The organism is Pontibacter rufus (assembly GCF_015694705.1).
In the GTDB taxonomy this organism is placed as follows: domain Bacteria; phylum Bacteroidota; class Bacteroidia; order Cytophagales; family Hymenobacteraceae; genus Pontibacter; species Pontibacter rufus.
In genome coordinates, this window is the sequence record NZ_JADQDR010000002.1 from 138,731 (window position 1) to 153,053 (window position 14,323).

Consider the following 14,323-nt stretch of genomic DNA (forward strand, 5'->3'; position numbering starts at 1 on the left):
GCAAATGGCAGATAACAAAACGATTCTGATCGCAGAAGACAGCTCTGTGATCCTCAACCTGACGAAGAAAATCCTGGAACTTCAGAAGTATAGGATTATAACGGCTAAAAACGGGGGCGAAGTACTTAAACAAGTAGAAAACAACAAGATCGACGCCATTTTGATGGACCTGAACATTCCTGTAAAAAATGGCATGGATTGCACCCGGGAAATACGCTCACATGAAAACAAGGAAATTGCCAACATTCCGATTATTGCCGTAACAGGTAATGCCAATAACTACAGCATGGAAGATTTTAAGCAGGCCGGCATCAACGATTACCTGCCAAAGCCGCTGGACTTTGATGCGCTGGTCCTAACGGTTAAAAAGTATACTGAGGCGTAATCTATGGAGCTAAAGTATACCAGACCATTTTTAAACAAGCTGGAGGATGTTTTTGCAGAGTCGGACTTTGTGCTGCGCTACGAAAAAGGCAACTTTAAAGCAGGGTATTGTGTGCTGAAGGATATGAAAGTGGCCGTAGTAAACAAATACTACAGCCTGGAAGGTAAAATCAACTGCCTTTACGATATCCTGCGCACCATTTCTGTGGATGAAAGCCGCCTGAGCGAGAAAAACAGGCTGCTCTACACCAATATCCGCCAACAGCAACAGCAAGATTGAAAGTCACATTTTTAGGCACAGGCACTTCACAGGGCGTACCCGTAATCGGGTGCGCCTGCCAGGTGTGCTCTTCAGTAGATTACCGCGACAAGCGGCTGCGCGTGTCTGTGCACCTGCAGGTTAACAGTAAAAGCATCATCATCGATGCTGGCCCTGATTTCCGGCAGCAGGTATTGCGCGAACGCATCAAAACACTGGATGCACTGGTATTCACCCACGAGCACAAAGACCACACCGCCGGCCTCGATGATATCCGCGCCTACAATTTCTCCCAGAACAAAGACATGCCCATCTATGCAGAGGAGCGCGTGCTGAAGCAACTGAAACAGGAGTTTTCCTATATCTTTGCTGATTTTAAATACCCCGGCATTCCGCAGGTGCAGTTACACCCCATCACCAACGCTCCGTTTGAAGTGGAAGGTGTGCCGTTTATACCTGTCCGCGTAAAGCATTATAAGCTGCCCGTCTTCGGCTACCGCATCGGCGATTTCACCTACATCACAGACGCAAACTTTATCTCAGAAGAAGAGAAAGACAAGGTAAGAGGCTCCAAAGTGATTGTGCTGAACGCCTTGCGCGAGGAGCCGCACATCTCGCATTTCTCGCTGCAGCAAGCCATTGATTTGCTGCAGGAGCTAAAGCCGGAACGCGCTTATCTTACCCACATCAGCCACCTGCTGGGACAGCACCGCGAGGTAGAACCCAGATTGCCTGATTTTATACGCCTGGCCTATGATGGCCTTCAGCTGGAAGTATAGCACGTTAATCGTTGAGCGTCCTTCGTTGATCGTTTTCTGCCCTTCGAACTTTGCCTGCAGTGTCGCGAATTATAAAGCCTTTTATAGTTTGATAATGGTTGTTTAGAAAATTGTAATTCGTAATTCGTAATTCGTAATTCGTAATTCGTAATTCGTAATTCGTAATTAACAAAGTGCACCAGAACTACTACTTTTTACGGCAACTGACCAAAGCGCTCAAGCCGAAACTTGTTGGTTTAGAGGCAGCAACAGCCTTCAGCCAGAACAAGGACGAGCTTATACTTGGTTTTGCTGCGCCCGCGCAGGAATTTTATATACGGGCACCGCTCAGTGCTCACTTCTCCGCCCTCTCCTTCCCCACTGAGTTCAGGAGGGCGCGCGCCAACAGCGTAGAGCTTTTTGAGGCGATGCAGGGCCATGCCATCGAAGACGTAGTGCAGCACCTGAACGAGCGCAGCTTTTATTTCAGGTTATCCGGCGGACAGCTTTTGCTGTTCAAGCTGTTCGGCAACCGCGCTAACATTATACTTTACCAGTCTGATGAGCTGCCGGAGCTTTTTCAGCACAAGTTCGCTGGCGATGCAGACCTGGACCCGCTGCAAATGGACCGGCCGCTGCAGCAGAACTTTGCTGCTTTTGCCGCCGCCGATGGCAACCTGCGCAAAGTATACCCTACCTTCGGCGATATTCCGGCTTTATACCTGGCCGGATACAAGTATGAGCAGCAGCCGCTACAAATTAAATGGGAACTGGTGCAGCAGTTGCTGGAAACCCTGGAAGCACCGGATGCATACTACATTATCCGGGTGGAAGGCAAGCTGCGCCTCTCGCTGCTGGCTTTGGGCGAGGTGCTTTATACTTATGATAATCCCCTGGAAGCGCTCAACAGCTACGCCCGTTTATACTTGTCGGAAACCGGTTTCGAACGGCAGTATAGCCAGGCTAAACAAGTGCTGGAGCGCAAGCTGCACCTGACGCAGACCACGCTGGAGCAGAGCAGCCAGAAACTGCACCAACTGCGCCACGACCGCTCCTACAGCCAGACAGCCGACGTGATCATGGCGAACCTCACTAACATTCCACCCCGCGCCACAACCGTGGAGCTTTACGATTTTTATACGGATCAGCAGCGCACCTATACTTTAAAACGGGATGAAACACCCCAGAAATTTGCCGAGCGCCTCTACCGTAAATCCAAAAACCAGCACATGGAAATACAACAGTTGGAAGAGAAAGCCGAGCGAAAGCTGGAGGAAATGATTGTGCTGGAAGATGCGCTGCAGGCACTGCACGACGTTGCAGATTACAAACAGCTGAAAAATTTTCTGCGCGATTACAACCATTTGCTTACCTCAAAGCAGCAGGCGCAGCAGGAAGCACCGTTCCGGGTTTTTGAGACCGAAGATTTTAAGATACTGGTGGGCAAAAGCGCCAAAAATAACGATGAACTCACACAGCGCCATACTTACAAAGAAGACCTCTGGCTGCACGCCAAAGATGTATCTGGCTCGCACGTAGTTATTAAACACCAGGCGGGGAAAGCCATACCATCCACAGTGCTGGAGAAAGCGGCACAACTGGCGGCTTATTACAGCAAACGCAAATCCGATTCACTATGCCCGGTGCTCTACACACCTAAAAAGCACGTGCGCAAACCCAAAGGCGCAGCGCCAGGCGCTGTGGCCGTAGATCGCGAGAAAGTTATACTTGTAAAACCGGAGAACCCGTTTGAGCGAAAAAAATAGCCGCAACTTATTTATAAGTTGCGGCTACGATGTGCGCGCGGGGAGATTCGAACTCCCACACCCGAAGGCACCACCCCCTCAAGATGGCGTGTCTACCAGTTTCACCACGTGCGCAGGTAAATGATGGATGCAAAAGTAAAGAGCCTGTACCATATATGCAACCCGCCGCAACCTTGTTGTTAAAATAAATAGAAGGTTTCTTTACTAATCTTCACGAGGGATTACCTCTTGTCAAATGCAGGGAAAACAACGAACAGCAAACATTCACTAAAACAAGAGAAGCCACTCTTTACGGAGTGGCTTCTCTTGTTTTAGTGATCCCGCTGGGATTCGAACCCAGGACCCATACATTAAAAGTGTATTGCTCTACCAGCTGAGCTACAGAATCGGCATTGTTTCCCTGTGGTAAGGGAGGGCAAAATTAAGCGCTTAATTCTAAAATACAAAATTTATTTAAGCTTTGTATCTTGCACCCTGTCTCAAAGGGGTCAGAAAAAAAAGCCTTCCCGCTCTAGAAAGGCTTTCCATCTTGTTGGTGATCCCGCTGGGATTCGAACCCAGGACCCATACATTAAAAGTGTATTGCTCTACCAGCTGAGCTACAGAATCTTTTTTGTAACTTGCAATATCAAAGATTTTCCCCTGAATTGCGATGCAAAAGTAACAGCTAAGATTTTAAATGCAAAACCTTTGGTTCAAAATATCTGCCTTTTTGATTCTTTTTTTACTGGCCTTCAGCAAACCAGTTTATGCTCAGGCAGATAACGCAACATTGGCTAAAGCTGATTCTTTATTCCGGACGCAGCATTACACCGAGGCTTATACCTTATACGAGAACATACTGCAGACGCAACAGCTTTACTCGTCGCAAATGCTCCTGAAGATGGCTTACATCCGCGAAGGACTGCGTGATTATACGGGCGCCATGTATTACCTGCACCTGTTCTATTCCAAAGAGCCCAGCCGTTCGGTGCTGAAGAAAATGGAAGAACTGGCGCAGGCACATCATCTGCAAGGCTATCAGTATAATGATCTGATTTTTTTCAAAACGCAGTTTAGCAAGTACTACATGCGCATTTTGCAGCTGCTGCTGCTTGTAGCTGTGGTTACCGTCACAGTTATGCTGGTAAGCTGGCGCAAAGGCCACCGGTTTACCAAAACGTTTAAAATCAGTTTTGGCCTGTACCTGCTTTTTATCCTGTATTACATTAATTTCCTGAACCTGGGCAACGCCGGTATTATTATGCAGAACCAGTCGGCCATTATGTCGGCGCCGTCGGCTGGCGCATCCTGGCTGGCTACCGCCACCAAAGGCCACAAAGTACCCATCACGGGCGATCAGGATATCTGGTATGAGATAAAATGGAAAGGCGAAAAAGCCTATATCCGCAAAAGCAACCTGGTAGAACTGCCGTAGGTTAGTTGATCGTTGTTAGTTGTTCGTTTATCGTATTTTGTGTTTCATTGATCATATCAAGTATTACGATTCAGTGAGGCTCTTCATACTTCGAAAAACGAATGCCGCCTACTTCCTCAGCGGTGAATCCTTCTCTTTGGCCATTACATTGTATACCAGCTTGTCGGCGAGGCTTGGGAAGAGTTTATTTACCCACACGGCCAGCTTGCCCTGCGTTGTCATCACAAGGTCGCGTTTGCGTTTGATGGTAGCTTGCAGGATGCGGTCGGCTACTTCCTCAGCCGACATCATTTTCTCCTCCTCACGTGGTGTTTCGCCCTGCTGCTGCCCGTCAGCGGCCAGGGCTGTGTTGCGGATGTTGGATGCCGTAAACCCCGGACAGGCCAGCAATACATGCACGCCCGAGTGCAGCAGTTCGGTGCGCAACGTTTCCAGGAAGCCATGCATGGCAAACTTCGAGGCTGAATAACCCGTGCGGGCGGGCAAGCCCCTGTAACCGGCCACAGAAGAAATACCGATGATAGAGCCTTTGGCTTGCTGGATATAAGGTAAGGCAAACTTGGTGGTGTATACGGTGCCCCAGAAGTTTATACCCATCACCTGCCGCAGCACGTCTAAATCTAAATCCTGGAACAGGGCACGCATCGAGATACCTGCATTGTTTATTACCACATCCAGGCGCCCATACTTATCTATTGTTTCCTGCACCATGCGCTGGCATTGCGCTTCCACGCTTACATCGGCCTGTATAGGTAAGTTGTCGATACCTGCTGCAGTCAGTTCTGTGGCGGTTTCGGTAAGTCCGGCCTGCTTCCGGCCCGAAAACGCCACTTTTGCCCCTGCCCTGCCGAACGCGAAAGCAAGCGCTTTGCCTATACCTGAGGTGCCGCCGGTTATTAAAACTACTTTATTTTTCATCCTTTATTTTGCCAGAATTGTTCTCCTATTGCAAAGATAATTTAATTGTTAATTGACGGTGGTTAATTGTCTTATACTTCTGCCTTTTACTCCGCCTAATCTCCTTGCGCAGGAACTCATACTTGTCTCTCCTGATTTCGATGTGCGCAGAATTTCGTACTTTTGCGCATTGTGAGAAAGAAGCATAAAAATACATTCGAGATTCTCGAAAACATCCATATCGAAGAGATGGTGGCGGAAGGCAAGTGCCTGGCGCGCCACAACAACATGGTTATTTTCGTAGCCGGCGTGGCGCCCGGCGATGTGGTAGACTTGCGTATTACGCGTAAAAAGAAAAGCTTTATGGAGGCCGAGCCAGTGGCTTTCCATCAGTATTCGGAGCTGCGCGTACAGCCGTTTTGCGAGCACTTTGGCGTATGCGGCGGCTGTAAATGGCAGCACATTGGCTACGATACCCAGCTATACTACAAGCAGAAACAAGTCAAAGATAACCTGGAACGTATCGGCAAAGTGGCGCTGCCGGAATTTGATCCCATACTTGGTTCTGAGAAAACAAGGTATTACCGCAACAAGCTGGAGTTCACTTTTTCGGGAAACGGCTGGCTGACCAACGAGCAAATCAAGTCGGGCGAAGCGTTCGACCGGAACGCGCTAGGCTTTCATATTCCGGGCCGTTTTGATAAGATCCTGGACATCCGCCACTGCTACCTGCAACCCGATCCCTCGAATGCCATCCGCCTGGAGGTGCGCAACTATGCACGGGCGCACGGACTTGATTTTTATGACGCCGTAAAGCAGCAGGGCTTTCTGCGCAACCTCATCATCCGCACAGCAAATACCGGTGAGTTGATGGTGCTGCTGCAGGTAAAGCACGACGACCCTGAAGCTATACCTGCCCTGCTGGAACATCTGAAAGCTACGTTCCCGGAAATAACCTCGCTGCAGTATGTGGTGAACCCCAAAGGCAACGAAACCTTTCACGACCTGGAGGTGGTTTGCTACCATGGCCAGCCTTACATACATGAGGAAATGGAGGGCATCCGGTTTCGTGTGGGGCCGAAGTCCTTTTACCAGACCAACGCCGACCAGGCGTACGAACTGTACAAATTAACGCGCGAGTTTGCCGGTTTAACGGGTAAGGAACTGGTGTATGATTTATACACGGGCGCCGGCACTATCGCCAACTTTGTAGCCGGCCAATGCCGCGAAGTTATCGGTATTGAATATGTGCCAAGCGCCATTGAGGATGCTAAAATCAACTCGCGCATCAACAACATCAACAACACCACATTTTATGCCGGTGATATGAAAGATATACTTTCGGATGAGCTGTTGGCCCGCCACGGCCGCCCTGATGTGGTGATTACGGACCCGCCGCGCGCCGGCATGCACCCGGACGTAATAGAGAAACTGCTGCAGGTGCATCCGGACAAAATTGTGTACGTAAGCTGTAATCCGGCTACTCAGGCCCGTGATTTGGAATTGCTGGAACCAAAGTATAACGTAGCGCGTGTGCAGCCTGTAGACATGTTTCCGCAAACGCACCACGTCGAAAATATTGTTCTTTTAACTAAACGTATCACGTAGCACGTATCAAGTATCACGATAAAACTATCTGTTGATTTACGCATTAGCAGCGTTATTGGGTTAGACAAGGTATACTTTATCCAAGTCGGGATACGAGCAACATGATACGAAAATAAAAATATGGAAAACGATCCGGAATTAAACGGCAAATACCTCGGCACCATCTCCAAAGATTTTGTAGTGGTGGCCGAGACGCTGCGCGAGGCATCTTACCAGGTGCGCAAACGCAAGATATCAGATTACCCGATTTTCGTGTTCAGCCACACGCAGGTGCCGGTGGGCTCCATCTTTTTAGCCAAAGAAGAAGTGGCACTGGACTGGCACATCAACGCCTCTTACCTGGAGGACTTTGTGCAGCGGCAGCTTGTCCTGCCGGAGAAAGTAGATGAGTTCAAAGCTGCCTACAAAGACCCGGACGAGTTCTGCTGCCTTTTTGTAGTAGACGGCGATTTTCAGAATTTCGTATTCATTCCCTTCCCGGAGGATTAGGTCTTTCAGACGTTAGAAGCCGGATTTTAGATGCAAGATTCCGCTAGCACATGTGCAACAAAAAAGGAAGCTTAAACTGCTTCCTTTTTTGTTGATTCCAGCCTGCATACGTACAGAAATGTCTATAATCTAACGTCTAGTATCTAATGTCTAAAAACTAGTCCAGCCCTGCGCTTTCAGGGGGTAAGCTTGTCCGGATTTAGTGGCCAGGTTCACGCCCTCATTGGCTTCTGTAATTTTTCCGATGATGGTGATGTCCGGATGATTTTTCAGCTCATCATAATGGGATAGCGGCACCGTAAAGAGCAGCTCATAGTCTTCGCCGCCGTTCATGATACAAGTCAGCGGGTCTATGTTGAACTCCAACGCTGTTTGCAGCATCTGTTCATCGGCCGGCAGGTTGTCTTTGTACACCGTGGCGCCCACGTTTGATTGTGTGCAGATATGAAAAATTTCTGAAGCTAGCCCATCCGAAATATCAATCATAGCTGTGGGTTTAATACCCCGCTCTTTCAGGTCATGGATAACATCCATGCGTGCTTCCGGGCGCAGCTGGCGTCCTACAATATATTGTTTGCTTTCCAGTTCCGGCTGCATCTCTGGGTCAGCCAGAAACGCTTGCTTCTCGCGCTCCAGCACCTGTAAGCCCATGTAAGCTGCGCCCAAATCGCCGGTCACGCAGATTAAATCATTTACCTGCGCGCCGCTACGCAGCACAGCTTCGCCTTTGGCTATCTCCCCTATGGCCGTTATACTTATCACAAGTCCTGCCCGGGACGAGGTGGTATCGCCGCCCACTAGGTCCACCTTATAGTTTTCGCAAGCCATCCGGATGCCTTCGTACAGTTCCTCCACCGCTTCTAATGTATAACGCGCACCCAGGCCTAGGTTCACCGTAATCTGTGTTGGTTTGGCATACATGGCAGCAATATCTGATACATTTACCGCCACAGCTTTGTACCCGAGGTGTTTGAGCGGGCAAAAAGTCAGGTCGAAGTGGACGCCTTCCAGCAGCATGTCGCTGGACACCACCAGCTGCTTTTCCTGTGGCTCAATAATGGCGGCATCATCGCCGATACCTTTGATAGTCGATGCGTTTCGCAGTTCAACCTTCTCCTTGATTATCCTGATTAAACCGAACTCTCCTACTTCGCTCAGTGGGGTATAGTCACTCATTTTGCTTCTATTTTGGATGTGCAAAGATACGAAATGGAAAAGACAAGTCAGTCGGCTTTGGGTTAAGTATACGTTTTCAGGCTGATTTGAAACCTCCTAAGCGCTCGTTTATACTTATACTGTACTTTATACCTTTGCGGCAGGAACTTACTCCCGTTTTCTGAAAAGATATATCTTTTGGTTCTGTCATCCAGAAAGGATCTTGTGCATTATTTGCGTGTAGCTCACAAGATCCTTTCTGGATGACAATTTTTTACAACTCAAATTACCCTTAGCTGTATCTGCCTTAAAATGAAAAGGCCTGCTCCCTCTTCAGAAGCAGGCTTTTGTCGTTTAGTAGAAAGTGTTTTATTACGCTGCTGCAGCCTGTCCGCCCTCACGATCCTCGATTACTTTTTTCAGCTTTTCGATGGCCTGTGCGGCACGCTCCTCGTCGAAACGGTTGATGTTGAGCAGCATTTTGGTCTTCTCCTGGCGCGTAATCACCGGGTTGTTCAGCAGCCGGATGATTTCCTCTTTCTGCTTTGCAGAAGCGTAGCGCACACTGGCAGATTCCGCTGTCTCTGTTGCTGCTTCCGACGGTGCAGCAGGCTCCGCTGCTTTAGAAGCGGCCGCCGCTTTCATCGTTGGTTTTTTCTCGGTTGGCACCGCAGGCTTGGCAGACTGTTCGTTGCCGCCATAGTCCATTTCCTCAGCAGGAGTCGGCTCATAACCGGCAGCGCGGATTATCCAGGCAAGTATGTTGCGGTAGGCTTTACCAATGGCACGGGTCTGGGCCATAGAAGCGATAGCGAACTCCTGGTAATATTTTTTGCCCTGCTCCCGGTTAGAGCAGATGGCAAAGCCAGCGCCCACCATCTGTTCGCTGCGCAGATCCAGCAGATTTACTTTTGCCTGATACTTAATTTCATCTTCAGTGCTCATACTCACCACATACTCTACAATCGGGAGAATGCCTAAACGGGAACCGGCATACTGCCAGCCTTCCACGTTCACGTACTCCCGGCCTTGTATGTTCTGATAAAGCTTGTTTTCCTTGATGAACTTAGCTAAGTCTACAGCCAGATGAAGCGTCTCATCAGATTTGGCGATGTCGTAGCTTTCAATTTTAGACTTCCTCAGCTCTTTTGTTTCTTTATTTGGTTGATTCATATCCACTTAGCTTTCTTATTTATGGTACTCTTATTAAACACAGGGGCCGGTAAAATGGTGCAAAAAATTAAAAAAACAGCTTTATTAATACTACTGATAATCAGTAACTTACAAACTATTTTCAAATAAATTTACAGCGCCGGCCTGAGTTGCTTTCAGCAACTGAATTTGTGTAAAGGGTAAGAGATATGTACGTGATTTTCAGCCACAAGTATAAATTGCAGGCAGAATAAATAAGAAAGATTGGGGAAAGTATAAATCAGAGCAACGGCGACTCCTGCACAATCATGCCGTCTTTCATCACCAGCGTACGGTCGGCCATAGCAGCCAGTTGCTCGTTGTGGGTTACGATGACAAAGGTCTGGTTAAATTCCTCGCGCAGCCGGAAGAAGATGTCGTGCAGTTCCTGAGCGTTCTTGGAATCGAGGTTGCCGCTGGGCTCATCGGCAAAAATAATGCGGGGCCCGTTAATGAGCGCGCGCGCCACCGCAGTGCGTTGTTGTTCCCCGCCCGACATCTCGGACGGTTTGTGGTGCAGGCGGTGCGAGAGGTTGAGCATCTCCAGCAACTGCGCTGCACGCTCCTTCACTTCCTGCTCCGGCCGGCCGGCCAGAAAGCCGGGCAGGCAGGCATTCTCCAGCGCTGTGAACTCGGGCAGCAGGTTATGAAATTGGAAAATAAAGCCGATATGCCGGTTGCGGAACCGCGCCATTTCCGAACCGTTCATGCGGGCAATGTTCCTGTTATCAAACATTACCTCGCCCGAATCGGCCGTATCCAACGTGCCCAGTATATGCAGCAACGTACTTTTGCCGGCGCCGGAGGCACCAACAATAGAGACCACCTCACCGGCGGCGATAAACAAATCGATGCCCTTGAGAACCGGCAGCGAACCGTACTTTTTATAAATGTTTGAAACCTGCAGCACTTTCAGATAGGTTAATGGCAGCTTGTACCCGTAATTTTACTGCCAAAGCTACAAAACAAAGCTTATACTTCAGCAATACCATCTGTCAGAGTCGCTCACTATTTATTTACCAGCTTCAGCTCTTTCTTATCTCAGTTTCTGCTGCATCAACAGGATCTGCCTCCAGCACATCTTTTACCCATAGTTCCCGGACTATTACTATGACGACCGCTAGTATAGGAGCAGCCATTAATAAGCCTAAAGCACCCTGAACTATACCAAACAGTACCTGCACAAAAAGTAAAACAGCAGGTGGCAGATCTACTGCTTTCTTCAGAATAAGCGGCGTTATCAGAAAGCTCTCCAGAAACTGTATGCCGCTGTAGATCAGCAGTACGTAAAGCGCTGTTTGTCCTCCTTGTGTAAGGCCAGTAAGCACAGCCGGAACGCCTGCCAGTAAAGGACCGATATTAGGCACAAACTCACAGAAGAAAGCAATCAGGGCCAAGGCAAAAGCCATCGGAAGACCTATCAGCTTAAAACCAATTGCCACTGCCACACCAACAATAACCATGGAAATCAGCATGCCGAGCAGCCACATTTTAAGTGTTTGATAACATTTATTCAGCACCTTCCCTATCCGGCTCCTGTTCCGGACAGGGAATAGTTTGGTAAAGCCCCCCGTATATAATTTCGGATTTGCGGCAAAGAATAAAGCTGTAACCAGCACGATAAGCAGATCTGCCAGGAAACTCAGGGTAGAAGACAGAAAACCCGATAGCTGCGAGAAAATTGACTTTTGCTCAGGCATCAGCTTGCTAACATCACTGGGTACCTGCTGCACAAGTTTTTCGCCCCAACTGTACTGGCTAAGCCAGTCCTGAACCTGTTTTAGGCCCTGTGGCACAGCATTTCGCATTTGGCTAAACTGATCTGAAACAGTAGGGGCGACAAGCATAAAAGCTCCTGCTATAATGCCAAAAAAAAGAATTACGACCAACAGCAGGCTCCATCCACGCTTTAAGTGCACGTGGTACACCACCCAATCAGTAAGGCCACAAAACATAACCGCCACTAATATACCCGCAAACACGAGCAGAAAGAAGTATAAATGCCGCCCCAGGAGGTAAAAACCAGACGCCACCAGCAATAAGATAAAGGTTGCAATGGCTACCCGTTTCGCATAAGTATATACATCGACCATAATTATTTTACATGTAATGATGGGACAAATGAAATCCGGATAAAGGACAAAAGACTTCAAGCTTAAGCTATTGGACGCAAGCAGCTTATGGCTAAACCATACTTTGTTTATACTTTGAGCTAAAAGCTTCCCCATACTTATCCGAAATAACAGATATAGCATGACTATACTATTTTTTACTGCCTGCTGCATTTTATCGTTACAAATTATACTATTTCGCGTAATGGAAAGCGGGCATTAAATAACTTTGCTTGAAATTAAAGGGATAAAGGCGTACTTTCGTGCGTCCATTAAAACTGAAAGCATGAACATACACGAATATCAGGCTAAAGACATTTTAAAAAGCTACGGCGTACGCATACAGGAAGGTATTGTGGCTGACACGCCCGAAGAAGCTGTAGCTGCTGCCAAAAGGCTGACCGAGGAAACCGGTACCAGCTGGCATGTGATAAAAGCACAAATCCATGCGGGTGGCCGTGGCAAAGGCGGCGGCGTAAAGCTGGCCAAAAACCTGAAGCAGGTAAAAGAAATTGCCGATCAGATCCTGGGCATGACGCTGGTAACGCACCAGACCGGACCCGAAGGCAAACTGGTGGGCAAAGTACTGGTAGCGCAGGATGTATATTATCCCGGCGATTCGGAGCCGAAAGAGTTTTACCTGAGCATCCTGCTGGACCGTGCCAAAGGCCAGAACGTTATCATGGCGTCTACGGAAGGCGGTATGGACATTGAGGAAGTTGCCGAAAAATCTCCCGAGAAAATTATCAAAGAATGGATTGACCCGGCTGTGGGGCTGGAGCCTTTCCAGGCACGTAAAATTGCCTTTGCTTTTGGTTTAGAGGGCGAAGCTTTCAAAGAAATGGTGAAGTTTGTAACCAACCTGTACAAGGCGTACCTGGATACAGACTCCTCTATGTTCGAAATAAACCCGGTACTGAAAACGTCGGATAACAAAATACTGGCTGTAGATGCCAAAGTTGATCTGGATGATAATGCCCTGTTCCGCCACAAAGATCTGGCTGCGCTGCGTGATATCTCTGAAGAAGATCCACTGGAGGTAGAAGCAAGCAAGTCGAACCTGAACTATGTGAAGCTGGACGGCAACGTTGGCTGTATGGTGAACGGTGCAGGCCTGGCCATGGCTACAATGGACATCATCAAGCTTTCAGGCGGTGAGCCTGCCAACTTCCTGGACGTAGGTGGTGGCGCCAATGCGCAAACGGTAGAGGCTGGTTTCCGCCTTATCCTGCAGGACCCGAATGTAAAAGCTATCCTTATCAACATCTTCGGCGGTATTGTACGCTGCGACCGCGTAGCCAACGGTGTGGTAGAAGCCTACAAAAATATCGGCGATATCCGTGTGCCAATTATTGTTCGCCTGCAGGGCACCAACGCCGAAGAAGGCGCCCGCATCATCGACGAATCCGGCCTGAAGGTGTTCTCCGCTATTTCGCTGAAAGAAGCTGCCGACAAAGTAAAACAGGTATTGGCTTAATCTGATTCAAGTATAAAAACAGCAAAGGCTGCCGGTTTCCGGCAGCCTTTGCTGTTTTTATACTTGAGCTAAACAATTATGAGTTTACTCTTTTCTTTAACTCGGAATCCGGAACCCTTAACCCGGAACTGAAATCAAACTATTTCCAGTTCTACGTCAATATTACCGCGCGTACCTACCGAATAAGGGCAGATTTGGTGCGCCTCGTCTACCATTTGCCTGGCCTTCTCTTTGTATGTGCCCTTCAGGTCTACAGATAGTTTTACGCCCAGGCCATAACCACCCTCATTGGTTTTATTCAGATCTACCTGCGCAGTTACTGTAGAGGCAGGGTCTAGGCGCTCTTTATGCCTGGCGGCCACTACCAGCAATGCGCTCTGGAAACATGCTGCATAGCCGGCTGCAAATAGCTGCTCGGGATTAGTTTTGCCGCCTTCGCCGCCCATGTTGGTGGGCATCGTGAGCTGCATGTCTATAATGCCGTCTGATGATTTAACGTGGCCTTTGCGACCGCCGGTAGCAGTTACCTCTGCCGTATATATCTTTTCCATTGCGATTATCCTTTAAATTTGCCTTCTGATGGTTTCTTGTTTTAACCGGCCGCCCCCGCTAATGTTTTCGGATTGGTGCTGTTGACAGCAAAACCTGCGCAAGACAATTCTTTCAGATAAATAAGCTTAATTTTTTGGCTGCACTATTTCGTAATGTCGGTATACTTGCTAATTTTGCAGCACTGCACCCGTAGTTCAACTGGATAGAATATCGGATTTCGGCTCCGAGGGTTAGGGGTTCGAATCCTCTCGGGTGCACA

14 protein-coding genes and 4 tRNA genes are annotated in these 14,323 nt (G+C 48.5%); 9 read left to right on the plus strand and 9 right to left on the minus strand.

Annotated elements, in window-relative coordinates:
- The first annotated feature begins 4 nt into the window (after positions 1-4).
- The 4 genes from I2I11_RS05105 (at position 5) to I2I11_RS05120 (ending at position 3,167) form a co-directional block, all read left to right on the plus strand.
- Positions 5-385, plus strand: coding sequence for a response regulator (locus tag I2I11_RS05105; RefSeq protein ID WP_196266601.1), 381 nt, complete (start codon positions 5-7; stop codon positions 383-385).
- Positions 386-388: 3 nt separating this feature from the next.
- Positions 389-664: a hypothetical protein gene (locus I2I11_RS05110; protein ID WP_196266602.1), complete on the plus strand. Its 276-nt coding sequence runs from the start codon at positions 389-391 to the stop codon at positions 662-664.
- Complete coding sequence (locus I2I11_RS05115; protein WP_196266603.1) at positions 661-1,422, plus strand: MBL fold metallo-hydrolase; 762 nt, start codon at positions 661-663, stop codon at positions 1,420-1,422. The genes I2I11_RS05110 and I2I11_RS05115 overlap by 4 nt, the downstream gene beginning before the upstream one ends.
- A 173-nt stretch (positions 1,423-1,595) precedes the next feature.
- Positions 1,596-3,167: an NFACT RNA binding domain-containing protein gene (locus I2I11_RS05120; RefSeq protein ID WP_196266604.1), complete on the plus strand. Its 1,572-nt coding sequence runs from the start codon at positions 1,596-1,598 to the stop codon at positions 3,165-3,167.
- A gap of 32 nt (positions 3,168-3,199) precedes the next feature.
- Here I2I11_RS05120 and I2I11_RS05125 read toward each other — a convergent pair.
- The 3 genes from I2I11_RS05125 to I2I11_RS05135 form a co-directional block, all read right to left on the minus strand.
- Positions 3,200-3,281: transfer RNA gene (locus tag I2I11_RS05125), tRNA-Leu, on the minus strand.
- A 201-nt stretch (positions 3,282-3,482) separates the two neighbouring features.
- Positions 3,483-3,555 (minus strand) — tRNA-Lys (locus tag I2I11_RS05130).
- 145 nt (positions 3,556-3,700) lie between these two features.
- Positions 3,701-3,776, minus strand: a tRNA-Lys gene (locus I2I11_RS05135).
- A 163-nt stretch (positions 3,777-3,939) separates the two neighbouring features.
- On the opposite strand from I2I11_RS05135, the gene I2I11_RS05140 reads away from it, so the two are divergent.
- A complete protein-coding gene (locus I2I11_RS05140) occupies positions 3,940-4,584 on the plus strand; it encodes an SH3 domain-containing protein (protein ID WP_230679904.1) in 645 nt (214 codons plus the stop codon).
- A gap of 108 nt (positions 4,585-4,692) precedes the next feature.
- Here I2I11_RS05140 and I2I11_RS05145 read toward each other — a convergent pair whose 3' ends face one another.
- Positions 4,693-5,502 carry an SDR family oxidoreductase gene (locus I2I11_RS05145; RefSeq protein ID WP_196266606.1) on the minus strand — a complete coding sequence of 270 codons (810 nt, stop codon included), beginning with the start codon at positions 5,500-5,502 and terminating at the stop codon, positions 4,693-4,695.
- 171 nt (positions 5,503-5,673) lie between these two features.
- Between I2I11_RS05145 and rlmD the strand changes: the two genes are divergently transcribed.
- Positions 5,674-7,089, plus strand: a complete 1,416-nt coding sequence (gene rlmD, locus I2I11_RS05150) for a 23S rRNA (uracil(1939)-C(5))-methyltransferase RlmD (protein ID WP_370582920.1) — start codon at positions 5,674-5,676, stop codon at positions 7,087-7,089.
- Between the two features lie 120 nt (positions 7,090-7,209).
- Positions 7,210-7,578 carry a hypothetical protein gene (locus I2I11_RS05155; RefSeq protein ID WP_196266607.1) on the plus strand — a complete coding sequence of 123 codons (369 nt, stop codon included), beginning with the start codon at positions 7,210-7,212 and terminating at the stop codon, positions 7,576-7,578.
- Between the two features lie 150 nt (positions 7,579-7,728).
- On the opposite strand, the gene thiL is transcribed toward I2I11_RS05155, so the two are convergent.
- The 4 genes from thiL to I2I11_RS05175 all read right to left on the minus strand — a co-directional run bounded on the left by thiL (position 7,729) and on the right by I2I11_RS05175 (position 12,017).
- Positions 7,729-8,754, minus strand: coding sequence for a thiamine-phosphate kinase (gene thiL / locus I2I11_RS05160; protein WP_196266608.1), 1,026 nt, complete (start codon positions 8,752-8,754; stop codon positions 7,729-7,731).
- 351 nt (positions 8,755-9,105) lie between these two features.
- Positions 9,106-9,906: a hypothetical protein gene (locus tag I2I11_RS05165; RefSeq protein ID WP_196266609.1), complete on the minus strand. Its 801-nt coding sequence runs from the start codon at positions 9,904-9,906 to the stop codon at positions 9,106-9,108.
- A gap of 259 nt (positions 9,907-10,165) precedes the next feature.
- Positions 10,166-10,834: an ABC transporter ATP-binding protein gene (locus tag I2I11_RS05170; RefSeq protein ID WP_196266610.1), complete on the minus strand. Its 669-nt coding sequence runs from the start codon at positions 10,832-10,834 to the stop codon at positions 10,166-10,168.
- Positions 10,835-10,949: 115 nt separating this feature from the next.
- Positions 10,950-12,017, minus strand: coding sequence for an AI-2E family transporter (locus tag I2I11_RS05175; protein WP_196266611.1), 1,068 nt, complete (start codon positions 12,015-12,017; stop codon positions 10,950-10,952).
- A gap of 304 nt (positions 12,018-12,321) precedes the next feature.
- Here I2I11_RS05175 and sucC point away from each other — a divergent pair, with 304 nt between their 5' ends.
- Positions 12,322-13,512 (plus strand): ADP-forming succinate--CoA ligase subunit beta, encoded by a 1,191-nt coding sequence (gene sucC, locus I2I11_RS05180; protein ID WP_196266612.1) that lies wholly within the window; start codon positions 12,322-12,324, stop codon positions 13,510-13,512.
- Between the two features lie 134 nt (positions 13,513-13,646).
- Here the strand turns inward: sucC and I2I11_RS05185 are convergent, their stop codons facing one another.
- Complete coding sequence (locus I2I11_RS05185) at positions 13,647-14,063, minus strand: organic hydroperoxide resistance protein (RefSeq protein WP_230679905.1); 417 nt, start codon at positions 14,061-14,063, stop codon at positions 13,647-13,649.
- Between the two features lie 184 nt (positions 14,064-14,247).
- Between I2I11_RS05185 and I2I11_RS05190 the strand changes: the two genes are divergently transcribed.
- Positions 14,248-14,321: transfer RNA gene (locus I2I11_RS05190), tRNA-Arg, on the plus strand.
- The last annotated feature ends 2 nt before the right edge of the window (positions 14,322-14,323 follow it).